Origin of the sequence: Micromonospora sp. NPDC048839, assembly GCF_040649915.1 — a bacterium.
Classification (GTDB): Bacteria; Actinomycetota; Actinomycetes; order Mycobacteriales; family Micromonosporaceae; genus Micromonospora.
This window is the reverse complement of sequence record NZ_JBEZGL010000027.1, coordinates 1-22,620: the sequence shown is the minus strand read 5'-3', so window position 1 is coordinate 22,620 and position 22,620 is coordinate 1. Positions and strand designations below refer to the sequence as shown.

The 22,620-nt window shown below is 72.2% G+C and carries 24 protein-coding genes; 15 read left to right on the top strand and 9 right to left on the bottom strand.

The window, feature by feature from the left end:
- Nucleotides 1-80: 80 nt before the first annotated feature.
- The 3 genes from AB0C25_RS33155 to AB0C25_RS33145 are packed head-to-tail and all read right to left on the bottom strand — an operon-like array spanning nt 81 to nt 3,006.
- Nucleotides 81-1,106 carry a hypothetical protein gene (locus tag AB0C25_RS33155; protein WP_357378595.1) on the bottom strand — a complete coding sequence of 342 codons (1,026 nt, stop codon included), beginning with the start codon at nt 1,104-1,106 and terminating at the stop codon, nt 81-83.
- A gap of 26 nt (nt 1,107-1,132) precedes the next feature.
- Nucleotides 1,133-2,122 (bottom strand): transporter, encoded by a 990-nt coding sequence (locus tag AB0C25_RS33150; RefSeq protein WP_357378593.1) that lies wholly within the window; start codon nt 2,120-2,122, stop codon nt 1,133-1,135.
- Nucleotides 2,119-3,006, bottom strand: a complete 888-nt coding sequence (locus AB0C25_RS33145; RefSeq protein WP_357378591.1) for an ABC transporter ATP-binding protein — start codon at nt 3,004-3,006, stop codon at nt 2,119-2,121. The genes AB0C25_RS33150 and AB0C25_RS33145 overlap by 4 nt, the downstream gene beginning before the upstream one ends.
- A gap of 121 nt (nt 3,007-3,127) precedes the next feature.
- Here AB0C25_RS33145 and AB0C25_RS33140 point away from each other — a divergent pair, with 121 nt between their 5' ends.
- From AB0C25_RS33140 to AB0C25_RS33095, 10 genes are all read left to right on the top strand, one after another.
- Nucleotides 3,128-3,790, top strand: a complete 663-nt coding sequence (locus AB0C25_RS33140; RefSeq protein ID WP_357378589.1) for a response regulator transcription factor — start codon at nt 3,128-3,130, stop codon at nt 3,788-3,790.
- On the top strand, nt 3,790-4,875 hold the full coding sequence (locus AB0C25_RS33135) for a HAMP domain-containing sensor histidine kinase (RefSeq protein ID WP_357378587.1): 1,086 nt from the start codon (nt 3,790-3,792) through the stop codon (nt 4,873-4,875). The genes AB0C25_RS33140 and AB0C25_RS33135 overlap by 1 nt, the downstream gene beginning before the upstream one ends.
- Before the next feature lie 55 nt (nt 4,876-4,930).
- Nucleotides 4,931-5,563: a YdeI/OmpD-associated family protein gene (locus tag AB0C25_RS33130; protein WP_357378585.1), complete on the top strand. Its 633-nt coding sequence runs from the start codon at nt 4,931-4,933 to the stop codon at nt 5,561-5,563.
- A gap of 31 nt (nt 5,564-5,594) precedes the next feature.
- The gene (locus AB0C25_RS33125) at nt 5,595-6,074 is read left to right on the top strand and encodes a DUF2975 domain-containing protein (protein ID WP_357378583.1); all 480 of its coding nucleotides are present in this window, start codon (nt 5,595-5,597) and stop codon (nt 6,072-6,074) included.
- A complete protein-coding gene (locus AB0C25_RS33120; protein ID WP_357247729.1) occupies nt 6,074-6,289 on the top strand; it encodes a helix-turn-helix transcriptional regulator in 216 nt (71 codons plus the stop codon). Before AB0C25_RS33125 ends, AB0C25_RS33120 begins: the two co-directional genes overlap by 1 nt.
- Complete coding sequence (locus tag AB0C25_RS33115; RefSeq protein ID WP_357247732.1) at nt 6,286-6,450, top strand: hypothetical protein; 165 nt, start codon at nt 6,286-6,288, stop codon at nt 6,448-6,450. Before AB0C25_RS33120 ends, AB0C25_RS33115 begins: the two co-directional genes overlap by 4 nt.
- Nucleotides 6,451-6,703: 253 nt before the next feature.
- Nucleotides 6,704-9,898, top strand: a complete 3,195-nt coding sequence (locus AB0C25_RS33110) for an ABC transporter permease (RefSeq protein ID WP_357378581.1) — start codon at nt 6,704-6,706, stop codon at nt 9,896-9,898.
- Nucleotides 9,895-12,603: an FtsX-like permease family protein gene (locus tag AB0C25_RS33105; RefSeq protein ID WP_357378579.1), complete on the top strand. Its 2,709-nt coding sequence runs from the start codon at nt 9,895-9,897 to the stop codon at nt 12,601-12,603. The genes AB0C25_RS33110 and AB0C25_RS33105 overlap by 4 nt, the downstream gene beginning before the upstream one ends.
- A 1-nt stretch (nt 12,604) precedes the next feature.
- Entirely contained in the window at nt 12,605-13,600 is a 996-nt protein-coding gene (locus tag AB0C25_RS33100) for an ABC transporter ATP-binding protein (RefSeq protein ID WP_357378577.1), read from the top strand.
- A gap of 11 nt (nt 13,601-13,611) precedes the next feature.
- Nucleotides 13,612-14,337, top strand: a complete 726-nt coding sequence (locus tag AB0C25_RS33095; protein WP_357378702.1) for an ABC transporter ATP-binding protein — start codon at nt 13,612-13,614, stop codon at nt 14,335-14,337.
- A gap of 475 nt (nt 14,338-14,812) precedes the next feature.
- On the opposite strand, the gene AB0C25_RS33090 is transcribed toward AB0C25_RS33095, so the two are convergent.
- The gene (locus AB0C25_RS33090) at nt 14,813-15,295 is read right to left on the bottom strand and encodes a hypothetical protein (RefSeq protein WP_357378575.1); all 483 of its coding nucleotides are present in this window, start codon (nt 15,293-15,295) and stop codon (nt 14,813-14,815) included.
- A gap of 25 nt (nt 15,296-15,320) precedes the next feature.
- On the bottom strand, nt 15,321-15,773 hold the full coding sequence (locus tag AB0C25_RS33085) for a GNAT family N-acetyltransferase (RefSeq protein ID WP_357378573.1): 453 nt from the start codon (nt 15,771-15,773) through the stop codon (nt 15,321-15,323).
- 115 nt (nt 15,774-15,888) lie between these two features.
- Here AB0C25_RS33085 and AB0C25_RS33080 point away from each other — a divergent pair, with 115 nt between their 5' ends.
- Nucleotides 15,889-16,371: a potassium channel family protein gene (locus AB0C25_RS33080; protein WP_357378571.1), complete on the top strand. Its 483-nt coding sequence runs from the start codon at nt 15,889-15,891 to the stop codon at nt 16,369-16,371.
- Between the two features lie 20 nt (nt 16,372-16,391).
- On the top strand, nt 16,392-16,862 hold the full coding sequence (locus AB0C25_RS33075) for an SUKH-3 domain-containing protein (protein ID WP_357378569.1): 471 nt from the start codon (nt 16,392-16,394) through the stop codon (nt 16,860-16,862).
- Here the strand turns inward: AB0C25_RS33075 and AB0C25_RS33070 are convergent.
- The 3 genes from AB0C25_RS33070 to AB0C25_RS33060 are packed head-to-tail and all read right to left on the bottom strand — an operon-like array spanning nt 16,852 to nt 20,190.
- The gene (locus tag AB0C25_RS33070; protein WP_357378567.1) at nt 16,852-17,418 is read right to left on the bottom strand and encodes a hypothetical protein; all 567 of its coding nucleotides are present in this window, start codon (nt 17,416-17,418) and stop codon (nt 16,852-16,854) included. The genes AB0C25_RS33075 and AB0C25_RS33070 overlap by 11 nt on opposite strands.
- Nucleotides 17,419-17,444: 26 nt before the next feature.
- Complete coding sequence (locus AB0C25_RS33065) at nt 17,445-19,088, bottom strand: alpha/beta hydrolase (RefSeq protein WP_357378565.1); 1,644 nt, start codon at nt 19,086-19,088, stop codon at nt 17,445-17,447.
- Entirely contained in the window at nt 19,075-20,190 is a 1,116-nt protein-coding gene (locus tag AB0C25_RS33060) for an ATP-dependent DNA ligase (RefSeq protein ID WP_357378563.1), read from the bottom strand. Before AB0C25_RS33060 ends, AB0C25_RS33065 begins: the two co-directional genes overlap by 14 nt.
- 135 nt (nt 20,191-20,325) lie before the next feature.
- On the opposite strand from AB0C25_RS33060, the gene AB0C25_RS33055 reads away from it, so the two are divergent.
- The 3 genes from AB0C25_RS33055 to AB0C25_RS33045 all read left to right on the top strand — a co-directional run bounded on the left by AB0C25_RS33055 (nt 20,326) and on the right by AB0C25_RS33045 (nt 21,551).
- Nucleotides 20,326-20,538, top strand: coding sequence for a hypothetical protein (locus AB0C25_RS33055; RefSeq protein ID WP_039905709.1), 213 nt, complete (start codon nt 20,326-20,328; stop codon nt 20,536-20,538).
- A 96-nt stretch (nt 20,539-20,634) separates the two neighbouring features.
- On the top strand, nt 20,635-21,060 hold the full coding sequence (locus tag AB0C25_RS33050) for an SRPBCC family protein (protein ID WP_357378700.1): 426 nt from the start codon (nt 20,635-20,637) through the stop codon (nt 21,058-21,060).
- Nucleotides 21,042-21,551: a DUF1990 domain-containing protein gene (locus tag AB0C25_RS33045; RefSeq protein WP_357378561.1), complete on the top strand. Its 510-nt coding sequence runs from the start codon at nt 21,042-21,044 to the stop codon at nt 21,549-21,551. The genes AB0C25_RS33050 and AB0C25_RS33045 overlap by 19 nt, the downstream gene beginning before the upstream one ends.
- Before the next feature lie 4 nt (nt 21,552-21,555).
- Here the strand turns inward: AB0C25_RS33045 and AB0C25_RS33040 are convergent, their stop codons facing one another.
- Complete coding sequence (locus AB0C25_RS33040; RefSeq protein WP_357378559.1) at nt 21,556-22,476, bottom strand: DNA-3-methyladenine glycosylase 2 family protein; 921 nt, start codon at nt 22,474-22,476, stop codon at nt 21,556-21,558.
- Between the last annotated feature and the right edge of the window lie 144 nt (nt 22,477-22,620).

Here is a 22,620-nt window from a genome sequence, read left to right as displayed (position 1 = left end):
ACTGCGGCTGAGCGGTCTTGGTGGCGCCGCCGGTCAACGTCGCCTGGGGCGAGGAGTGCCAGCTCCTCGCCCCCGATGTGTTACGACCCGAATTCCAATGCGCCCGACTCGAGTTCGCGCTGGAAGAACGTTTCTGGGCGCATGAGGCCGCCGGGGGGATCCTCTGTGGCGGCGGCTCGTCGCCGGAGTTCCGCGAGGTAGGCCGTGTCCAGGACCGTGGAGGCGGCGATCTGTTGCCGCAGGATGAGGGCCCGGGGGCCGGTGTAGAGGTAGGCGTCGGCGCCGGGGTAGCCCTTGGCCGCGGGCGGCTGCCCGGGCCGGGACTCGAAGTATGACGCGTCGAGTTGGCCCAGCCAGGTTCCCGCGAACGGAACGACCGAAGGCACCGGCCATCCGGCCAGCCGCTGCTCCAGCTTCTCGTTGTCCTTCTGGAAGCCGAAGTGCGTGGCGATGGTGTACGTGACGCCGGGGAACTCCTGCTCGTACATCGCGACCGCGCTGCCGCCGCCGTGCAGCAGGTGGCTGATCCCGAAGAGCATGAGTGCCTTCCGGTCTTTGGCGAGCACCTCTTTCTTCATCAGCGCGGCGATGGTGCGGTCCCGTTCCTCGAAGGGTGCGAGCCCTTCGGGACTGGTCACCGTGTTCCAGTCGATGGGCGGATCACAGGCCAGGACGCGCAGTTTCTCCGCCCGCGGCAGGCTCTTGTTGACCTCGCGTACGAGTGGGAAGAGCCGCTCGTAGAAGGCGGAGAACCCGCAGGTCGGCTGGGTGGTGTTGCGCCACACCTGGCGTACCGTGGCCAGCGGCACGTCCTCGCCCGCGATGTAGCGGTCCAGAAGTGGCTGGTAGAGGGAGTTGCCGCACTCGACGGCGATGACGTCGACCTTGCCGGGGAAGGCGGGGTTGCGGATCAGGTCGAGGAAGATGTCGTTCGGACTGGCTCCCGCCACGACGTCGTAGCGGTCGAACGCGGCGAGGATGGCCTTCTGGGCCTCCTGGGGACGGGCGCCGGTGGGGGCAGGCGGTGATGATTCGGACGGCGTGGCGGCCAGCAGGGCCGCGCCGGCAGCCAGCGCCACGGCGGCGAGGCAGGTGAGTTTGCGCATGGTGCCTCCCATGGACGGCTTCGCGGTCACGCGACGCGGCGGATGCGGCGGACGGCGAGGTAGAGCAGCAGGACAGCGACGGCGACGAAGATGCCGGTCTCGATGCCCTGGAACAGCCAGAACCGGGTTCCGGGCTGGTACAGCTGCCAGTTGTAGGCGCCCGACGTGATGCCGAGGTCGGAGCCGCAGGCGGCTCCCGGTCCGGTGGCGTCGGGCGCGCAGGCGATCTGCGCGTTTGCCGTGATCATCTTGCCGGAGGCGTCACGGATGCCGTAGGACAGGATCCAGTCGCCGGCGGCCGGGTTGGTCTGCTCGGTAGCGTCCTTGAGCGGGAAGGTCACGACACGGGCGGGCAGGTACTGCGGCCGGGCGAGCGTCGTCAGGGCGATGCGCAGCCCGAGGAACCCGACGAGCGTGGCGGACATCGCCGGCAGCACCTTGGGCCAGATGGTGCCGGCGAAGATGCCGACCGCGGCTGCGAAGATCGTGTAGCCGATCGGGGCCGTGCCCTGCATGTCGAAGAAGAAGACGTTGAAGCGGCCGTGCTGACCGGCCTGGCTCATCGGTGCCAGCCACCACGAGACGCCCAGTCCGTAGACCAGCGAGGCGACGAGCGCGACCGTGCCGGCGACCCCGAACTTGACCAGTGCCCAGTGTCGCCGGCTGACGCCCTGGGTCCAGACCATGCGGTGGGTGCCCTGCTCGATCTCCCGGGCGACCAGCGGCGCACCCCAGAACAGCCCGACCAGCAGCGGCAGGACGAGGAAGAGCACACCGATCATGGTCATTACGCCGTACTGGCCGTTGAACTGGATGGACGCCTTGCCGCAGGTATCGGCGTCGGCCGGGATCATCGAGGCGGTACCCAGCGCGCGGACGCAGTCGTCCAGGCCCAGGTCGGCGAAGGTGTGCCGCATGGCCAGACCGGTGGGGACCATGAACACGGCGAGGAGCGCGAGGCCGATCGCGGTGAACAGTGCCTGCTTGCGGTGCTGCCGCCAGGCGAGCCAGATCATGCCGGCACCTCCCACGCGGTCTGCGGCCGGGAGTCGCCGTCGTCGAGGTAGGCGAGGATGAGGTCTTCCAGAGTCACGTCGTACGCCTTCCATGCCGGATCTCGCAGCGCAGTGTTCGTGCGGACCAGCAGCGTGGACTGCCGATCGGTGTGCTCGGCCCGCACGACATGGCCGACCCCGGCGGGCAGCGGGCCGCCGTCTCGGGGGCCGACCAGCTGCCGGTGCTCGGCGAGCAGGGCACTGACGTCGCCGACGAGCTTCACCTGCGAGGCGTGCAGCACGATGAGGTAGTCGCAGGTGCGTTCGAGGTCCGCCAGGATGTGCGAGGACAGCAGCACCGTGGTGCCCGTCTCGGCGACGACGCCCATCAGCGCCTGGAGGAACTCGCGGCGGGCCAGCGGGTCGATGCTGGCGACCGGCTCGTCGAGCAGCAGAAGCCGTGGGCGCTTGGCCATCGCCAGGGCGAGGGCGACCTGGGCCCGCTGACCGCCGGACAGCTTGCCGACCGGCTTGTCGCGCGGGATACCGATCTGCGCCAGCCGGCGGTGCGCCAGCGCCGTGTCGAAGCGCCGGTTCAGCTTGGCACCCATGGTGAACAACTCGTCCGCCGTGAAGTCCCGGTACAGCGGCGTGTCCTGGGCCACGAAACCGACCTCGGACAGGACGGCGATGTCGTCGTACGGCGTCCGGCCGAAGACCTGTACGGTGCCGGCGTCCGGCCGCAGCAGACCGACCGCCAGGTGCAACAAGGTGCTCTTGCCTGCCCCGTTGGGGCCGACCAGTGCGGCCACCCTCCCGGCCGGCAGGCGCAGCGAGCAGTCCCGCAGCCCCCAGGCTCTGCCATACCTCTTCCCGAGCTGGTCAGTTTCGAGAACGATGTCCATTCGTAGCCCTTCCGTCCTGCTGACGCGGTTTGCAGGTTTCGGTTCTACGCGGACGCCGGTGTCAGGACGGTGCCGCCGGGTGACACCGTTCTGACACCCGCGCCCTGGCAGGGTAGGGATCATGCGCGTGCTGGTAGTCGAGGATTTCGAAGTGCTGGCCCGTACGGTGGGTGTCGGGTTACGCCGTGAGGGCATGGCGGTCGACGTGGTCCTCGACGGCGAGGCGGCCCTCGATCACCTGGCCATGACCCGCTACGACGTGGTGGTGCTCGACCGCGACCTGCCGGGCGTGCCGGGCGACGAGGTGTGCCGGCAGATCGTGGACGAGCACTCGGCGACCCGGGTGCTGATGCTGACCGCAGCCTCGTCGGTGCGACAGCGGGTCGACGGCCTGGGCCTCGGCGCCGACGACTACCTGGCCAAGCCCTTCGACTTCGCCGAGTTGGTCGCGCGGGTGCGGGCGCTCGGCCGGCGGCCTGGCACGGCGGTGCCACCGATCCTGGAGTACGGGGAGCTCACGCTCGATCCCGGCCGGCGGGTCGCGACCCGCGACGGACGCCGGCTGGAGTTGAGCCCGAAGGAGTTCGCCGTCCTGGAATGCCTGCTCGCCGCGCACGGCCGGCTCGTGTCGGCGGAGGATCTGCTCGAACGGGTCTGGGACGAGGCGGCCGACCCGTTCACCACGGCGGTGAAGACCACCATCCGCCGGCTGCGGACCAAGCTCGGCGACCCTGCGATCATCCACACCGTTCGCGAGGGCGGCTACCGGATCGGCGAACCGTGATGCGCGTCCGGATTCCCCGGCGGAGCCTGCACGTCCAGCTCACGTTGCTCTACGCCGTACCCTTCCTGATCTCGGGCGTCGTGCTGCTCGCCATCCCGCTGTTGGGCAACAATCAGGCCACCCCGGCAGGCCCAGTCGCGGACCCCGTCGGCGTCCCCGGCCAGGGCGGCCACCTGGACCGGCACTTCACCACCTCGGCGTGGACCATAGCCGGCATGGTGGTGGTCTCCCTGCTGCTCGGCTGGTTCGTCGCCGGCCGGTTCCTGCGCCCGCTGCGCACCATCACCGCCACCGCCCGGGAGATCTCCGCCAGCGACCTGCACCGCCGGCTCGGCCGGACCGGTCTGCACAACGAATTCACCGACCTGGCCGAGACGCTCGACGACCTGTTCCAACGGTTGCAGGCCGCCTTCGAGTCGCAGCGGCACTTCGTCGCCAACGCCTCGCACGAACTGCGTACCCCACTCACCGCCGAGCGAACGGTGCTCCAGGTGGCGCTCGCCGACCCGGACGCCACCACCGAGACGCTACGGTCGGCATGCCACGAGGTCCTCGCGCTCAACGACCAACAAGAACGCCTCATCGAGGCGCTACTCACCCTGGCGCACGGCGAACAGGGCCTCCAACTACACACCCCACTCGACGTCGCCGACATCGCCGCCGAGGTGCTCGCCGCCCGCCACCAGGACGCCGGCAGGCGCGGCATCCGGATGCACGCGGCTCTCGAACGGGCACCGGCGACCGGCGACCCCGACCTGATCGAGCGCCTGGTCGTCAACCTGGTCGACAACGCCGTGCGACACAACGCACCGGGCGGCTGGGTCGAGATCAGCACGACGACCACCGCGGCCGGCGCCGCCATCCGGGTCAGCAACTCCGGCCCGGTAGTGCCACCCGGCGAACTCGACGCGCTGTTCCAGCCGTTCCGCCAGGTCGGCAACCACCGGACCAGGCACCCCGACGGACACGGGCACGGACTCGGCCTGGCCATCGTCCGCGCGATCGCCGAGGCGCACGGGGCGGCCCTCGACGCCCAGGCCAGGCCAGCCGGCGGTCTCGACATCGAAATCGGGTTCCCCGGATAAATCAGCCGTGGTCCGCCGGGGCGTCGGTGTCGGCCGTGGCGGTTAGCCTGCCGGCATGGTGAGCCCAGAGCTGGATGAGTTGATCGTCGCGGACAACGCCGCACTGCGCGCGTGGTTGTCGGCCAACCACGCCACATCGCCCGGTGTCTGGCTCGCCCTGGCCAAGAAGGGCGGCACGGTCACGACGCTGACCTGGCAGCAGGCGGTCGATGAGGCCCTGTGCTTCGGCTGGATCGACGGGCAGGCCCGGAAACGGGATCAGGAGAGCTCCTGGATCCGGTTCACCCCGCGCCGCGCCCGCAGTGCCTGGTCGCAACGCAACGTCTCCCACGTTGCCCGGCTGGAGGCGGCGGGGCTGATGCTGCCCTCGGGTCGCGCCGCGGTGGAGGCCGCGAAGGCGGACGGGCGCTGGTCGGCTGCCTACGCCCCGCCGTCGGAGGCCGAGGTGCCGGCCGACCTTCTCGCCGCCATCGCCGCCGACCCCGCCGCGCAGGCCATGTTCGACGTCCTCACCAAGACCAACCGGTTCGCGCTCATCCACCGCCTCAACGCCGTCAAGCGGGTGCAGACCCGCGAGCGGAAGATCGCCGAGTTCGTCGCCATGCTGGCCCGCCACGAGACGATCCACCCGCAGAAAGCGAGGCCAGCGGCTGCCGAGGCGGGAGGTGACACCTTGGCGAGCGATTGACTTTCGATAGGTAACGAGCGAAACTCGATGCATGGTGACAGAGCATCGAGCGGTAGCCGCTCTCAGAGTTTTCCTCGGGGTGCTGTTCGTGGTCCTGATCGGGTTCCAGACGTTCTCGCTGCCCGGACAGTTCGCGCACATGGCCCAGGAGTCGCCGGAGCAGGCCCACCTCCGGTGGCCGTTGACCGCCATCACGGTGTTCTGGGTGCTGTGCGTCCAGGTGGTCATCGTGTCGACGTGGAAGCTGCTCAGCCTGGTCAAGAACGACCGCATCTTCACCGAGGCGTCCCTGCGGTGGGTCGACCTGATCGTGTGGGCGGTCGGTGCCGCGTGGGTGCTGCTCGTGGGGGTCTTCCTCTACGTCGGCTTCAACGCGGACGATCCGGGTGGTCCGATCCTGCTGTTCCTCCTGACGATGGGTGTCACCGTGCTCGGGCTTCTCATGGTGGTGATGCGTGCGCTGCTGCGGCAGGCAACCACGCTGCGGACCGACATGGAGGCGGTGATCTGATGCCCATCGTCGTGCGCATCGACGTCGAGTTGGCCAAACGCAAGATGAGCGTCGGTGAGTTCGCCGAGCGTGTCGGGCTCACGCCCGCCAACGTGGCGGTGCTCAAGAACGGCCGTGCCAAGGCCGTCCGCTTCAGCACGCTGGAAGCGATGTGCCGGGTCCTCGGCTGCCAGCCCGGAGACCTGCTCGAGTGGGTCGAGGAGGACACCCCGTGAGGTACGTCCTGACCGTCGGCGTCGTTCTCGCGGTCGCCCTCGGCGTCGCCGGCATCGTGCACGGGGAGGCCGACGACTCGCCCGGTCTCCAGCTCCTGGGTGTCGTGCTCGTCCTCGGAGCTGTGGCGTTCGGCATCCGCAACCTCCGCGGCGGCAGCTAGCCAGCCGTCCCGGGCGCGGGCCGGCAGCCCTCCCGAAGCGCGGGCCGGCAGCCCTCCCGAAGCGCGGGCCGGCAGCCCTTCCGAAGCGCGGGCCGGCAGCCCTTCCGAAGCGCGGGCCGGCAGCCCTCCCGAGGCGCGGGCCGGCCTGCGCCGATCCCTCTCGTGGTAACGATCATGTAACGGGCGCGAACCTTTCCCGGTGGGTGGCCTGTCTTGATGGTCGTCGGCCCGTCAGGGCCAGGGGAGGCGTCGGATGAAGCTGGTGTGGAGGCGTGCCCGAGAGGCGCGAGGGTTGCTGGTCGCCGCGGTGATCGCGGCCCTGGTCGCCGTCGCGTTGGTCACCGGGCTGTCCGACTACAACCGTCGGGCGGTGGACGCCGGACAGCGGGCGTTGGTGGCCGCCTCGCCGGCCGAGGAACGTGGCCTCCTGGTCACCGGGTCGGGTGGGCGGGACGCGGCCGAGTTCGCCACCCGCGACGGGGCGGTCCGCGCCGAGCTCACCGACGGGCTGGCCGGCGTCCCGGTCGGCGTTTCGGTCGCCCGGTACGGCACCGGACGGGAGCTGACCGGATCGCTCGGATCCGTGCCCCGTACCGGCGACGAGCCCGTCTTCGCCAACCTGGCCACCCTCGACGACCTCGCCGCGCACGCGGAGCTGACCAGCGGAACCTGGCCGCTCCCGGGGGCCAACCCGACGCAGGTGAGCCTCCCGGAACGGGCCGCGGGTGCGCTGGGCCTCAGCGTCGGCCAACGCATCCCGGTCCGCGACCGGGCCACCGAACGGCGCAGCGAACTGGTGCTCGCCGGCACCTGGCGGCCCCGCGACCCGGCGGACGCGTACTGGCTGTTGGCCCCCGGGGTGGGGACGGGCAGCGCGGGCTCCGGCACGTCGTACGGGCCGTTCGTCCTCGATCCGGCTGACTTCGCGGCCATCTTCCCCGGCTCGGTGTCGGCCTCCTGGCTCGTCGAACCGGATCTCGCCGGCGTCGACGCGGCCGACCTGCCCGCCGTGCGGAAGGCCCTCACCGAGGCGTCAACGGCGGTGCCCGAAGCCGCCCAACTGGGCAGCTCCGGCCAGGCGGTGACCAAGATGCCGCAGCTGCTGGACCGGATGGGCCGCGCCGACCTGGTCGGCCGATCCGCGCTGGCCACCCCACTGCTGCTCATTCTGGTGCTCGGGGGGTACGCGCTGGTGCTCGTCGCCGCGCTCCTGCACGAGGACCGTCGCGCGCAGACCGCGCTGCTGCGTGCCCGCGGCGCCGCCCGCCGACAGTTGGCCGGCCTGGCCGCCCGCGAGGCGACCCTGGTGGTCGCCCCCGCAGTTCTGCTGGCGCCGGTGATCGCCGGTGTGGCGCTGCGATTCGTCCGACCCGGCGGTGCCGAGCAACTGTCCAGCGCCGGCGGCAACACCGTCCTGGTCTGGGCGGCCGCCGCCGCAACGGCTGCCGGCTGCCTGGTGGTCATGGTCGCCCCGACGCTGCGCGGCGCCGGCACGTACGTGGCCGACATGGCCGCCCGTTCCCGCCCGAACCGGGCGGCGAGCGTCCAGCGGGCCAGCGTCGACCTGGTGCTCGTGGCGCTCGCCGTGCTCGCCTGGGTGCAGCTGCGCCGGTACGCCTCGCCGCTGGCCGGCTCGGGCGGCCGGCTCGGTCTCGACCCGCTGCTGATCGCCGCCCCGACACTCGGGGTGCTGGCGGGTGCCGTGCTGGCGCTGCGGGTGCTGCCGCCGGTCACCCGGTTCGCCGAGCGGTTCGTCGACCGGCGGCCCTGGACGGCCACCATGTTCGGCATGTGGCAGGCCGGCCGCCGTCCGCACGCCGGCCCGGTGCTGCTGCTCGCCCTCGCCGTCGGTGGCAGCACCCTGGCCTGGTCCCTGATCAGCACGGGGGAGCGGTCCCAGGTCGAGCAGGCCGGACACACGGTCGGCGCCGACCTGCGGGTCACCGAACGAGCCGGGGCCGCCCCGCTCACCCGGGCCGGCGAACTCGCCGCGCTGCCGGGCGTCCACCGGGTGCTGCCGGCGTGGCGGGACGACATCCGGGTCGGCCGGGCGGACCTGCCGGTGACCGTGATCGGTGTCGACCCGGCCAGCGCCCCCGGAGTCGTCCGGCTCCCCGACCGTCTCAGTGACGACCCGGTGTCGGAGCAGTACCGGCGCATGATCCAGGCGCGCGCTGCCAGCGGGGGAGTCGAGCTGCCGGAGGGCACCCGATCGGTCACCGGCACCGTCCGTACGCCGGTCACGGAATTCGCCGAGCCGCACCCGGTCGCGGTGGCGCTGCTGTTCACCACCGCCGACGGCCTCGCCTTCCGGCTGCCGGCGGTCGACGCGCCGAGCACCGGGCAGGCCAGGCGGTTCACGGTCACGCTCCCGGACGTGGGCACGACGCGGCTGCGGCTGGCCGGCTTCGAAGCCGACGCCGGGTCGGTGGGCGGCATCTCCTACGGGTTCCAGCTGGACGGGTTGGCGTTTGTCGATGCCGGCGGCACGGCCCGGTCGGCCGAGCTGCCCGGTGACTGGATGGCGACGTGGCCCGGTGGGCCGCGCACGCTCGTCAAGTCGAGCGGTGCCGGGCTCGTCGCCGACCACCCCGTCCAGCTTCTCGTCGAGGGGGCTCGGATGGATCGGCCGGCGAGCCGGTTCGTCGTCGTGCCGGGCGCGGCGAGCGCGCCGGTCGCCGGCGTCCCGGTGCTGATGACCCCCCGGGTACGCGAGGCGCTGAGCCTTCACCTCGGCGACACCGTCGAGCTGGCGCTCTCCGGGGTGACGCTGCGGGTCCACCTGGTCGGTGAACTGGAAGCCGTGCCGACCACCACCGGCGAGGGCGTACTGCTCGACCTGCCGGCGGCGGTCGACGCGCTTGTCGGCTCCGGCGGGACGATCCGCCCGACACCGGAGTGGTGGATCGGCGCCACCGACGCGATGGTCGCTGCCGCAGCGGCCGAGGAGCTGCCGGGAGTCACCGTGCTCAACCGGGAGGCGGTGATCACGGCCGCGGCGGACGACCCGTACTGGCAGGGTTCGCGGACCGGGATGCTCGCCGCGGCGCTCGGCGCGGTGCTGCTCGCCATCGTCGGCCTGATGGTGGACGTCTGGGCAACCGCCCGACGCCGACTCAGCGAGTTCGCGGTCCTGCACACCCTCGGCGCCACGCCCCGACTGCTGGCTCGGGCGCTGCTTGCCGAACAGGCGTTCCTCGCCGGTATCGGCGTGGGGGTCGGTCTGCTGCTCGGCGCCGCGGTCGGAGCCACCATGGCCCCACTCGTCATCCTCACCCCGGCCGCCGGTCGGCCGATCCCCCCGGCGACGTTCGCGCTGCCCTGGGTGCCGATCGGTCTGACCGCGGTCGGTCTGCTGCTGGCGGCGCTCGCCTTCAGCGCGTTCATCGCCTCCGGCATCCGGCAGCGGGTGGCGGCGGTACAGCTGCGAATCGGGGGAGAACGATGAGCGTCGGCGCGGTGGCCCGGCGGGTCCGGGTGTACGGCGGGCAGTTCCTCCTGCTGGCGGTGCTGACCCTGGTGGTCACGCTGCTGATCAGCGGTGTGCCCCGGCTGGTCAACCAGCTCGCCGAACAGGGGCTTCGGGCGCAGTTGAACAGTGAGCTGCCGGCACGGCGGGACCTCTCGTACAGCACCGCCGTGGTGACCGCCCCCGCCCTGAAGCCGGCGATGGCCTACGGCCGGGAGCGGTTCGACGCGCTGGCCGGGGACCTGCCGCCGCAGGTGCGCTCGGCGGTGTCCGAGCGGTGGTACAACGTGGACGCGCAACCGGCCCGCGTGGTCGGCCCGGACCTCAAGGCCCGCAACCTGCTCGTCGACCTGGGTCTGCGGGGCATGCCCGGCGTCCAGGACGCCAGCACCCTCGTGGAGGGGGCGTGGCCGAGCGAGACGTACCTTCCCGACCGGCCGATCGAGGTGGCGCTCGATGCCGACGTGGCCGGCAAACTCAACCTGCGCACCGGCAGCCAACTGCGCATCGGCCGGGTCGATGAGCAGAAGCGGCTCCACGACGCCGTCCCGCTGACCGTGGTCGGGCTGTACCGCCCCGTCGACCGTACGGGTGGCATCTGGGACGGGCTGCCGTCGATGCTGCAGATCATCGCGCCGGAAGGGGACGGTCAGCCGTTCATCGCCTCCGGTGTCGTCGCCCAGTCGACGCTCGACAAGCGGGCCGCGGCGGGGTGGCCGATCCGGTCGAACTGGCGGTACCGGCTGGGCGCCGACAAGATCGATACGCGGCAGCTGGACCAGTTGATCGGCGGCCTCCAACAGACGCAGCAGCGCAGGCCGGCCGACCTCTCGCTGGCCCAGGGCATCGACATCCCGTTGCGCGCGTTCGCCGCCCAGATGAACGCCGCCCGGACCCTGCTGGCGGTGATCGCGGCCGGCGTACTGGCCACGCTGGCCGGGCTGATCGTCCTCGCGGCGACCCTCGCCACCCGGCGGCGTCGGGCGGAGTTCGTGCTGATCCGGGCGCGTGGCGGTGGGAGCACGGCCGGCGCCCGACGCAGCCTCGCCGAGTCACTGCTGGTGGTGCCGGTCGCCGCCGCGCTCGGCTGGTGGCTGGGCACCCTGTTCCCGGGCGCCCCGGACCCGAACACCCCGTACGCGATCGCCGCGACCGTCCTGGTCACCCTGGCCCTGCCGCTTGCCACGCTGGCCGTGCCGACCGGCGGGGCGTCGCGCCGCGACCTGGTCCGGATGCGCCCGTCGACCCGCCGGCTCACCGTCGAGGTGTCCGTGCTGCTGCTCGCCGTGCTCGCCGCGGTGCTGCTGCGTCGACGTGGCCTCACCCTCGGTGAGGTGGACCCCTTGCTGGTGTCGGTGCCGGTGCTGCTCGCGATCGCCGCGGCGGTGCTCGCGCTGCGGGCGTACCCCTGGCCGTTGCTGTTGGTCAGCCGGCTTGCCGCGCGGAGGAGGGGCAGCGTCGCCTTCCTCGGCACGGCGCGGGCCGGCCGGTCGTCCGTCGCCGCGCCGCTGGTTGTCGTGGTGCTCGCGATCGGCACCGCGGCGTTCTGCGCGGTCGTCGCCGCCGGCGTCGACGCGAGCCGGGACCGGGCCGCCGAACGGATCGTGCCCGCCGACGCGGTGATCCGAGGTGAGCGCTTCGCTCCCGACACGACCGACGAGGTGGGTCGCCTGCCGGGGGTCCGGGCCGCCACCGGCGTGCTGTTCGCGTCCGCCGAGCGGTTGGCAGCCGACGAACTCGGCACCGACGCGCGGCTCGGGGACACGGCCGTGCTGCTGATCGACGGCTCAAGGGTGGCCGAGGTGGCCAAGCAATCGGCTGTGGATCTGCCGCTGCCGGCGGCGTTGCGCACCGCCCGGCCCGAGTCGGGGCCGGTACCCGCGATCGTCTCGCCGGCGGTCGCCGCCGATCTGGCCAAGGCCGGACTGGACCGCTCGGCCTTCATCTCGGTGCAGAACCAGCGGTACGAGTTCCGGGTGGCCGGCAGCGAGGAGAGCTTCCCCCTGCTGTCGGCGAACACCGACCGGTTCGTCATCCTGCCCTGGCAGGCGCTCCCGGCGCGCCCCACCACGCCCGTGGCCACCAGCCTGCTGGTCGCCGGCGATCGGCTGGACGTCGAGGCGCTGCGCCGCGCCGGTGACGAGGGGCAGTTGCGGTACCAGCAGCAGGGGGCCGTCACCGGGGGGCAACGCCCGCTCGGGGTCGTCGTCGACACCCGGGCGGACGTCCGCCGGGATCTCGGCGCGGGCGGCGCGAACGGCGTACTGGCCTTCGGGTTCGTCGCCGGTGCCGTCGGTGGCTCGGTGCTCGGGCTGCTGGCCATCGCGTTCACCGTGCTGGCCGGCGCGCGGGCCCGCGGCCAGGTGCTGTCCCGGCTGCGTACCCTCGGCCTGTCCCGCCGGCAGTGGCGCGGGCTGCTGCTGGTCGAACTGGCCCCGCTGGTCGGGGTGTCGGTGCTGACCGGCGCGCTCGTCGGTGCGGTGCTGCCCCTGCTGCTCAACCCGGTGCTCGGCCTGTCCGCGTTCACCAGTGGCATGCCGGTCCGGGTGGCCTTCGAGCCCGGCCTGGTGGCGGCGGTGCTCGCGCTCGGGGTGGTCGCCCTCGGCTTCGCGGTCGCCGTCGAGGCCCTGAACAACCGCCGGTTGCGCCTCGGTGAGGTGCTTCGGCTCGGAGAGGAGAGCTGAGATGACCGCTACCGCCCAGACTTCACTGGTGCCCGACCTGGCCTCCCTGCAACAGCGGGCAGCGCAACGCGCCGCCGAGCGGGCCGGCGGGCAGGACCGACTGCGCGGACACATCGTCTGCGACGGTCTGGTGCGCATCTTCAAGACCGAGGGGGTGGAGGTGGTCGCCCTGCAGGGGCTCGACCTGGTCATCGACCGGGGGGAGCTGGTGGCGATCGTCGGTGCGTCCGGCTCGGGCAAGTCGACCCTGCTCAACATCCTCTCCGGCCTGGACACGCCCACCGCCGGCATCGCCCGGGTGGCCGACTACGACCTGCTCACGCTGTCCACCAAGCGTCGGCTGAGCTACCGGCGGGAACTGGTCGGCTTCGTCTGGCAGCAGACCGGCCGCAACCTGCTGCCGTACCTCACCGCCCTGGAGAACGTCGAGCTGCCGATGCAGCTGGCCGGCAAACGCGGCGGCAGGGCCCGCCGCGAGCGGGCGCGGGAGCTGCTCGACATGGTCGGTGTGGGTTACTGCGCGGACCGCCGGCCGGGGCAGCTCAGCGGCGGAGAGCAGCAGCGGGTCGCCGTGGCGGTGGCGGTGGCGAACGATCCGGAGGTGCTCTTCGCCGACGAGCCAACGGGTGAACTGGACGAGGCGACCGGCGCCGAGGTCTTCGCGGCGCTGCGCACCATCAACGCCGAGCTGGGCGTGACAATCGTGGTCGTGACCCACGACCACGCCGTGGCCACACAGGTCCGCCGGACCGTCGCGATCCGCGACGGCCGGACCGCCTCCGAGGTACGCCGAACCGCCCGAACCGACGCGGACGGCAACACCGAGCTGGTCAGCGAGGAGTACGCGGTGCTGGACCGCAACGGCCGGATGCAGCTGCCGGCCGCATTCGTCGACGCGCTCGCGCTGAAGGAGCGGGTCCGGCTCGACCTGGAGCCGGACCACGTGCAGGTACGGCCCGGCGACCGGGCCGAGGACGAGCGGGGGGCACGAGCATGAGTCAGCGGGACATGGTGGTGACCGGTGCGGCCGGGTTCGACGGCGGAACCGCCGGGCAACCGGTCGAGGTGGTCCGGGTCAGCGGGGTGAGCCGCACCTTCGGTCGGGGCGAGCACGCCGTGCACGCGGTGCGGGACGTCTCGTTCAGCGCCAACCGGGGCGAGCTGGTCGCCATCCGGGGTCGGTCCGGGGCCGGAAAGACCACGCTGCTGAACCTGATCGGTGGTCTCGACCGCCCGGACAGCGGTCAGGTGGTGGTGGCCGGGCACGAGGTGACCGCGGCCGGTGAGGCGGAACTGCTGCGACTGCGTCGGGGCACCGTCGGGTTCGTGTTCCAGACGTTCGGGCTGGTGCCGATCCTCTCCGCCGCCGAGAACGTGGGCGTGCCGTTGCGGCTGGCGCAGGTGCCGGCCGCCGAGCGCGAGCAGCGGGTCGCGGTGTTGCTGGAGATGGTCGGCCTGGGCGGACACGCGGCCCAGCGCCCGTACGAGCTCTCCGGCGGGCAGCAACAGCGGGTCGCGGTCGCCCGCGCCCTGGCCAACGAGCCGGATCTGCTCATCGCCGACGAGCCCACCGGTCAGCTCGACTCGGAGACGGGCCGGTCCATCATGGACCTGCTGCGCGCGGTGGTACACGCGCGCGGCATGACGGCGCTGGTGGCCACGCACGACCCGGCCCTGATCGACCTCGCCGACCGGGTGCTCGTCCTGCGCGACGGCCGCCTGGTCGACGGCTGACCGCTGCGCCCACGGCTGTGGCTGCTCTGGGCGGTGGCTCTGGGCGGTGGCTGCTCTGGGCGGTGGCTCTGCGCCGTGGAGCGTGGGCCGTGGAGCGTGGGCCGTGGAGCGTGGGCCGTGGGCCGCCGGGTTGTGGATTGCGGACTCGGTCAGCGACGGCTGAGGGGTGTGTTCGCTCCCTGTAGAGCTGCCCCAGATCTGGACCGCGCGGTGGGCCGGGCGGTGGTCTGCGCCGGCCTGGCGTCGGCGCGACTCGGTGCCCCAGATCCGGGGCAGCTCTACAGGTGCCGAGGGGTGACCCCGGCACCCGGGGCGCGACCGGCACCCGGGGCGCGACCGGCACCCGGGGCGCGACCGGCACCCGGGGCGCGACCGGCACCCGGGGCGCGACCGGCACCCGGGGCGCGACCGGCACCCGGGACCGCGACCGCGTGGTGCGTCGTCCGCGTGGTGCTTCGGCGGTCGTTGCGATTCCCTACGTCGCCTGGGCGGCTCGGTCGGCGCCCTCGCGGCCATTGGGGAGGGCACCGGCGAGCGGGATCAGCAGGCAGCCCAGCAGGGCCAGCAGAGTCCCGACGCCCGGCCTGCTGGCGAGCAGTTCCTCCTCGGCGTAGGGGTCATTGGCCTCCAAGTACCAGAACACGCCGGTGAGGCTGCCGCAGGCCAGCACGTTGGAGACGAGCATCCCCAGGCTGGCCTGCTGCCACACCCACCGGGACGGACCGGCGTTGGCGAGCGACAGCACCGCGAACACGGCGGCGATCACCGCGAACGGCAGCGCCCAGCCGATCACCCTCCGGCCCGGGGTGACATCCGTCGAGCCGGGGTACACGCTCCGCCAGGCGGGCAGCCAGAACGCGACGACGACCAGCAGGACGCCGACGATCAGGAGCGCGCGGCCCGCCCACCTCCACGACGCGCGCGGCTGCCCACCGTCGGTCACCGCCGGCTCACTCATGGCAGCGAATGTAGTCCGGCCCCGTTCAGAGCGCGAGCTTCATGCCCTCGTGACTGGCCACGAAGCCGAGGCCCAGGTAGAAGCGGTGGGCGTCCGCGCGGGACTTGTCCGTGGTGAGCTGCACCAGCGCGCAGCCACGCTCGCGAGCCTGGTCGACGGCCCAGGTCATCAGGTCCCGGCCCAGCCCCTGGCCGCGCCGGTCCGAGCGGACCCGGACCGACTCGATCAGCGACCGCTCACTGCCGTGTCGACCGAGGCCCGGAATGTAGGTGATCTGCAGGCAGCCGACCAGGTCACCGGCCTGCTCCGCCACGATCAGCTGGTTGCGCGGGTCCGCGTCGATGGCCGCGAACGCCTTCTCGTACGCCTCGTCGACCTCGGTGAAGTCGCGGGCCTTGCCCAGAACGTCGTCGGCGAGCAGGGCGATGACGGCGGGCAGGTCAGCCCGGACCGCCTCCCGGTAGATCACGTCGGTCATGCCGGTGAGAATCCCACAACGACGGGAATCGAACTGGCACTGCCGAGCCTGTTCGAAGCCACTCCGGACGCACAAGGGGCCAGCGCTGTTTGCTGGTGGCGGGCAGCATGGCGGCATGGAGCTTCTGCTGCTGCCGTTCCGGTGGATCTACCGGGCTTTGGTGTGGTTCGCCAACTCGCCCCGTACGTTGATCACCTCGTACCTGCTGATGATCGTGGTGGCCGGGGTCATCTACGGCGAGGTCGAGCAGCGCAGCCCGGCCGACGCCGTCTGGTGGGCGGTGGTGACCGCCTCCACCGTCGGGTACGGCGGCATCTCGCCGACCACCTGGGCGGGCCGGACGCTGGCCGCGCTGCTCATCTCGACAATGGTGCTGCTGGTCATCCCGCTGATCACCGCGCACTTCGCGAGCCGGCTCATCGTCGACGACAACGCCTTCGAGCACGAGGAGCAGGAGCAACTCAAGGCCGACGTCCGCCGGATGCGGGCGCTGCTGGAGGAACTGGCCAGCCGGCAGGGCATCGAGGTGCCCGCGCTGCCGCCGAGGCAACCGGTCAGCGCGCCGGTCAGCGCCGCGGGTCACCACAAGAATCGATGAGTATCAGGAAGGTGAAGCTTATGGAATCGATTGCGGATCAGGATCTTCCAGAGCGAGTGGGCGGGGGAGACGAGTGGCTCCGAGAGGTTCCAGCCGAGGTTCTGGCCGAATTCGAACGGAACGGTTGGTATCCCGGTCGGGCGGTCGATGTGACCGCCTGGACGGAGGAGATCATGTCGGACGGCTTTCGCGTACCGCAGGTGGCCACCCAGATCTGGCGCTCCCTGGGCGGCTTGGAGTTGCTCAGCACGGGTCGGCGATCCAGCCTGGTGATCGACCCGACTCTGGTGCAGGGTTACCAGGATTCACCGTTCTCCGAGTGGCCGGCGCGCTACGGGCAGCAATTCTGCCCGATCGGCGAATGGGATGTTGTGCACAATGTCTTCGTTGGTAGCAAGGATGGGGTACTGCTGTCACTGGACTCTACTTGGGTTCGGTGGTTTGCCGGATCTCCAGCGGTGGCGTTGTATCAGCTTTTGGTCAACGAATAAGACCTGTGTTTAGTTGGTCACCGCGAACCTGGATTGTGCGATCCGGTGGCTCGTCGCCGGTCCGAAAACCCGACCGACTCACCTCGCTGCCCGTGTCTGCGAACCGGCACCGCCGTGCCCGAACCACGCCACCATGGAGCCACTCCTGACGCACGATGGGCCTGCGTAGTTGGGTCTCCATCCACGACGCTGTTGCCTCTGCGCACTCCTCAACGGTTCCGGCGGCCTCGAACGCTAGTTCTGTTGGCTCCTCCGGGAGATGCAGGGTCTGGTTGTGGATCTCGTCTCCGCGCACGCGTTCGCCAGCCAGGTACGCCCCCAGGGTCAACAGAACCCGGCCCTCGGCATCGTCGACAACGTCCATCCAGGCCAGCAGTTCATGCCCGTCCGCATTCCACGCGGCCACCTCGGCAACGTCGTTCGGGTCAGGCGCCAGGAGATACGTATCGGCGGGATCCCCGGGCCATGCCGTTGCGCGGCTACGCAATATCTCGACAAACGCGGCGAGGTGCGGAGCGAGCGGCTCGTCATACCCAAACCAGTCGACGGCGTCCACAGGCACACGGTAGCCGGGCAGGCCGGTCACCGGGCCGGGCAGCGCTTCCCTTCCGGTGGCACCGTCAGGTCGAGCAGGTAGGCGTCGACCGCGTCGGTGATGCAGGAGGTCTGCGGGTACGCGGTGTGCCCCTCGCCCTCCCAGGTGAGCACCCGCCCGACACCCAGCATCGAGGCGAGCCGTGGGGTCTGCTCGTAGGGCGTCGCCGGGTCGCCGGTGGTGCCGACCACCACGATCGGTGGTGCGCCGTTCGCCTTCCCGGTCGGGTACGGGTCACGCCCGCCCGGCCACTCGACGCAGCTCAGCATGCCGACCGCCAGCGCCGGCCCGAACAGCGGATATTTCCCCCGCCACTCGGACTGCAACTGCCGGATCTGCTCCCGGCTCGGCTTCTCCGTCTCGTCCGCGCAGTTGATGGCCAGGTTGGCGTCGAACAGGTTCGAGTAACGCCCATCGTCGCCCCGGCCGGCGTACGCGTCGGCGAGCCGGAACACGTCCTTCGGATCGCCCTCGGCCAGCTTGTCGATCGCCTGGGCCAATTCCTGCCAGCCCGATTCGGTGTAGAGCGACGAGATGACCGCGTAGAACACCCAACCGGCGGTGGCTTCCCGCCCGCCGGCGCCGCGTACCGGGGAGGCCTTGGCCTTGTCGATGGCCGTGGTGACCGCGGCCCGAGCGTCCGGGGCGATCGGGCAACGGCCGGCGTTCGCCGCACACCAGCGGGTGAAGTTGGTGAAGGCCCGCTCGAAGCCGCGGGCCTGGCTCTCCGAACCCTCCACCAGCCGCTGCTGCGGGTCGACGGCCCCGTCGAGCACCAGCGCCCGCACCCGCTGCGGGTAGAGCTGGGCGTAGGTGGCACCGAGCAGGGTGCCGTAGGAGTAGCCCAGGTAGGTGAGCTTGTCGTCACCCACGGCGGCACGCACCGCGTCCATGTCGCGGGCAGCCTGCTCGGTGCCGTACAACGGCAACTGGTCACCGTACCGTTCGCCGCAGCCGCGCCCGATCCGCTGGCTCAGGCCGACGAAGCCGTCGAACTCCGACTGGCTCGCCGGGTCCGGGTCGAAGCCGAAGCTGGCGTCCAGGTCGGCGTCGGAGATGCACTTCACGGGGCTGGACCGGGAGACCCCACGCGGGTCGAAACCGACGATGTCGAAACGCTCGGTGATCGAGGCGGGCAGCCCGCCGAACTGGGGACCGAACGACAGGTAGACGGCGGTGTCGACGCCGGAGCCGCCCGGACCGCCCGGGTTGACCACAAGCGAGCCCACCCGGTCACGTTGCTTCGTGGAGCGGGCGCGCAGCAGGGCGATCTCGAAGGTCTCCCCGGCGCCGGGGCCGGTGCTCGCCCCGCCGCCGGTGCCCCAGTCTCGGGGTACCGCGATCCGGGCACACTCGTAGCGCATGTCGGGTGCGCCGCGCCCGACCAGGTCGTCGGGCACGTCCGGGCAGGGCCGCCAGGTGGGCGCGCTGCCGGTTGGCGCGGCCGCGCCCTCCACCTCGGTGCGTGGCGCGAACGCCGGCAGCGTGCAACCGGCGGTGAGCAGCGCCGTGACGACGAGGGCGGCCAGCGTGCGACGGACCCGGCGACTGGTCGCCAGCCGAGGCTGTTGGGCGGTGCGGATCACGTGCTCCTCCGGGGTCGGGTCGACGGCCAGGCTACGCCGAGCCATCGGCGGCACGGTCCACGGTGGCCGCCGGGTCACCGCGCAGCACCTGGTCCACATCGAAGCGGATCGGCCGGTCGAGTTGGTCGTAACGGCATGACCGGGGATCTCGGTCCGGGCGCCAGCGGACGAACCGGGCGGTGTGCCGGAACCGTTCGCCCTCCATGGCGTCGTAGCCCACCTCGACCACCAGCTCCGGGCGGACCGGCTCCCACTCCAGGTTCTTGGTGCCGGTCCACCGGCTCACCCCACCCGGGATGCGTTGGCCGCGCTCGTGGTCGCCGTGCACCCACGGATGCTCGCCGCCGATGTCCCGGTAGGGGGCCAGCTCGTCGAGCAGCTCGGCGCGACGGGCCATGGTGAACGACGCGCTCACCCCCACGTGGTGCAGGACCCCGGCGTCGTCGTAGAGGCCGAGCAGCAGCGAGCCCACCACCGGGCCGGACTTGTGCCAGCGGAAGCCGGCCACCACCGCGTCCGCGGTGCGGGTGTGCTTGACCTTGGACATCAGCCGCTTGCCCGGCTCGTACGGCAGGTCGGCCGGCTTGACGATCAACCCGTCCAGCCCGGCGCCCTCGAACACGTCGAACCAACGGCGGGCGGTGTCGGGATCGGTGGTGACCTGGGTGACGTGCACCGGCGGGCGCACTCCGGCCAGCGCCTCGACCAACCGCTCGCGGCGGATCGGGTAGGGCTGGTCGAGCAGCGCCTCGTCGCCGATGGCCAGCAGGTCGAACGCGACGAAATCGGCAGGTGTGGTCTCGGCCAGCAGCTTTACCCGGGACGCGGCCGGGTGGATGCGCTGGGCCAGCAACTCGAAATCCAACCGGGGCTGGCCGCTCGGCCCGTCGCGCCGGATGACGATCAACTCGCCGTCGACCGCGCACCGCTCGGGCAACTGCCGGCGGGCCTGGTCGACCACCTCCGGGAAATAGCGGGTCATCGACTTGCCGCCCCGGCTGGCCAGCTCGACCTCGTCACCGTCGCGGAACACGATGCACCGGAACCCGTCCCACTTGGGCTCGTAGGTCAGCCCGGCGGCGGTGGGAAGCTTGGCGACACTCTTGGCCAGCATCGGCTCGACCGGAGGATTGATCGGCAGGTCCACGGCGACCAGTCAATCAGACGGCACCGACAGTCGTGAGGCAGATCACGGTGGGCACCGGGGTGGCGTGTCCGCCCACGCGTCGCTCGTCCCGACCGGGCGCATCGGATATCCGCAGGTCAGAGCTACTTTCGCGAGGTGTCCGAGTGGGTCTGTGACTGCTGCGGGCGGTGGCGGGTGAGCGTCGAGCTGATCCGGGGCCGCTACCGCTACCGGCTGACCCGCCGCTATCCGCAGCGGTTCGGTGGCGGCCGGAACGTGCTCGGCGAGGTCGGTTCGGTGGCCGAGCTGGAGGAACTGCTGCGGCGGCGTACCCCGCTGAGCCTGGCCGACCTCCGCGAGGCCGCCTGATCCGGCCGGGGTTGCGCGCGGGTGTCACGATCCACCCGGCGGCCTTGTCCGCACCCGTGGGCGGTGCGCGACGGCACCGCCCAGGGAGGGGACGTGATGCGGTTCGAAGCCACGGCGGAGATCGTCGCCGACGCCGAGCAGGTCTGGGCGGTGCTCGTCGACGTGGAACGCTGGCCGGAGTGGACGGCCTCGGTGACCCGGGTCGAGCGGGGGGAAGCGGGGCCGCTCGCCGTCGGCGCGACCGCCCGGTTGACCCAGCCGAAGCTGCGGCCGGCGATGTGGCGGGTCACCGAGCTGACCGAGGGACGGGAGTTCACCTGGGTGTCCGACACCCCCGGGGTACGGACCCGTGGGGAGCACCGGCTGCTGCCGCTGCCCGACGGTCGTACCCGGGTCGAGTTGGCCATCGACCAGTCCGGGCCGCTGGCCGGCCTGATCGGCCGGCTGTACGGCGGCCTGCTCCGGCGCTACCTGCGCCTGGAGGCCGACGGTCTCAAGCGCCGGTGCGAGCAGTGGACCTGACGTACCCGGAGGTGGGGGCGACCCGGCACGGGCCGCTGCCCGGCGGGTACCACCATCTGCGTCACCGGTATCCGTTGCCGGTCGGCTGCTTCGAGCCGGCGGCCGAGGCGGTGCTGACGTGGCGGTTGCACCGCGCCGCCGGGGTCCGGATCCGCACCGATGCACCCCGCGCCACCGAGGGTGTGCTGGTCAGCGCCGGCCTGGGCGTTGGCCCGGCCCGCATCTGGGGGCCGTGTCGGGTGATCTGGAGCGAGGAGTCGCCGGGACGCGCGGGCTTCGGCTACGGCACCCTGGCCGGGCACCCGGAGCGGGGCGAGGAGGCGTTCGTGGTCGGCCGCGACGACGACGGCGCGGTCTGGTTCGAGGTACGCGCGTTCAGCCGCCCGAGCCGCTGGTTCACCCGTGCCGGTGGCCCGGCGGTCCGGGCGGTGCAGCACGCGTACGCGTGGTGGCTCGGCCGCACCCTGCGCCGGCTCTGCGCCGGGCGGTGACCGTTCAGTACCGGGCGAACGAGCGGATCGGGGAGCGCGGGCCGTACTTCGGCGCCCCGATGCCGGCGGCCCCCAGCAGCAGGCAGACCCGGCCCCGGTGCCCCCGGAACGGCTCCAACAGGGCCAACATCCGGGCGTCGTCGCCTCTGGGCTCGCCAGCGAGCGCCCAGGCCACCGTGTTCGGGACGTGGTAGTCGCCGACGCTCACCGCGTCCGGGTCCCCGTACGCGACCCGCACCACCTCGGCGGCCGTCCACGGCCCGATGCCCGGGATGGCGGTCAGTCGACGGGTGGCGTCGGCGGCGTCGGCGCTGCGCTCCAGTCGGTCGGCGAGCGCGGCGGCGCGACGCAGTGTGTCGGCCCGACGTTGTTCCACGCCGAACGGGTGGAATACCCAGTACGGGGTGGCGGCCACCGCGGCGGCCTCGGGCGGCAGCAGCAGCGACGGCGACGGGCCGGGCGCCGGCTCCCGGAAGTGCCGCACCGTCGCCGCGTACGCCCGGTACGCCTCCTTGACGGTGACCTTCTGCTCGAAGACGACGCGCAGCAGCCGGGGGAAGACCTGCCCGGTGCGGGGCATCCGCAGCCCCCGGTGCTCCCGGGCGAGCCGGGCCACCAGGGGGTGCGCCCCGGCCAGCTCGGCGAACCCGGTCAGGTCGTCGTGCAGCCCGGCGATCGCGTCGGCCCGCGCCACCACGTGCGCGGCGCCCGGCCCGTAACCCTCGGCGAGCAGCTCACCGCCGGACGACCGCAGCGCCAGGGTGGCCGGCCCGTCCGGGGTGCGGGTGGCCCACCAGAAGGTGCCGCCGACGAACCGTGCGCACGGGTCGTACGGCGTGAAGGTCAGCGCGTGGACCGACGCCGCCAGCCGGTAGCCGACCGGCGGGCGCAGCACCCGGGTCGCGGCGGGTTCGGTGTCGGTCACCCCACTACTTTGCCAGGTCGCGGCGTGGTCGCGGCCACCGCCGGCCCCCGCGGGCACGACGGTGGCCGGTCGCGCCCTCCCCGGCTGCGACCGGCCGTGGACGACCTGACCGACTACGGTCGGCTCGTCGGGCCCACCGCCTGG

Coding starts and splice junctions, on each gene's coding strand:
- AB0C25_RS33155 (WP_357378595.1), bottom strand. CDS start 1,106: ATGCGCAAACTCACCTGCCTCGCCGCCGTGGCGCTGGCTGCCGGCGCG.
- AB0C25_RS33150 (WP_357378593.1), bottom strand. CDS start 2,122: ATGATCTGGCTCGCCTGGCGGCAGCACCGCAAGCAGGCACTGTTCACC.
- AB0C25_RS33145 (WP_357378591.1), bottom strand. CDS start 3,006: ATGGACATCGTTCTCGAAACTGACCAGCTCGGGAAGAGGTATGGCAGA.
- AB0C25_RS33140 (WP_357378589.1), top strand. CDS start 3,128: ATGCGCGTGCTGGTAGTCGAGGATTTCGAAGTGCTGGCCCGTACGGTG.
- AB0C25_RS33135 (WP_357378587.1), top strand. CDS start 3,790: ATGCGCGTCCGGATTCCCCGGCGGAGCCTGCACGTCCAGCTCACGTTG.
- AB0C25_RS33130 (WP_357378585.1), top strand. CDS start 4,931: ATGGTGAGCCCAGAGCTGGATGAGTTGATCGTCGCGGACAACGCCGCA.
- AB0C25_RS33125 (WP_357378583.1), top strand. CDS start 5,595: ATGGTGACAGAGCATCGAGCGGTAGCCGCTCTCAGAGTTTTCCTCGGG.
- AB0C25_RS33120 (WP_357247729.1), top strand. CDS start 6,074: ATGCCCATCGTCGTGCGCATCGACGTCGAGTTGGCCAAACGCAAGATG.
- AB0C25_RS33110 (WP_357378581.1), top strand. CDS start 6,704: ATGAAGCTGGTGTGGAGGCGTGCCCGAGAGGCGCGAGGGTTGCTGGTC.
- AB0C25_RS33105 (WP_357378579.1), top strand. CDS start 9,895: ATGAGCGTCGGCGCGGTGGCCCGGCGGGTCCGGGTGTACGGCGGGCAG.
- AB0C25_RS33100 (WP_357378577.1), top strand. CDS start 12,605: ATGACCGCTACCGCCCAGACTTCACTGGTGCCCGACCTGGCCTCCCTG.
- AB0C25_RS33095 (WP_357378702.1), top strand. CDS start 13,612: ATGGTGGTGACCGGTGCGGCCGGGTTCGACGGCGGAACCGCCGGGCAA.
- AB0C25_RS33090 (WP_357378575.1), bottom strand. CDS start 15,295: ATGAGTGAGCCGGCGGTGACCGACGGTGGGCAGCCGCGCGCGTCGTGG.
- AB0C25_RS33085 (WP_357378573.1), bottom strand. CDS start 15,773: ATGACCGACGTGATCTACCGGGAGGCGGTCCGGGCTGACCTGCCCGCC.
- AB0C25_RS33080 (WP_357378571.1), top strand. CDS start 15,889: ATGGAGCTTCTGCTGCTGCCGTTCCGGTGGATCTACCGGGCTTTGGTG.
- AB0C25_RS33075 (WP_357378569.1), top strand. CDS start 16,392: ATGGAATCGATTGCGGATCAGGATCTTCCAGAGCGAGTGGGCGGGGGA.
- AB0C25_RS33065 (WP_357378565.1), bottom strand. CDS start 19,088: ATGGCTCGGCGTAGCCTGGCCGTCGACCCGACCCCGGAGGAGCACGTG.
- AB0C25_RS33050 (WP_357378700.1), top strand. CDS start 20,635: ATGCGGTTCGAAGCCACGGCGGAGATCGTCGCCGACGCCGAGCAGGTC.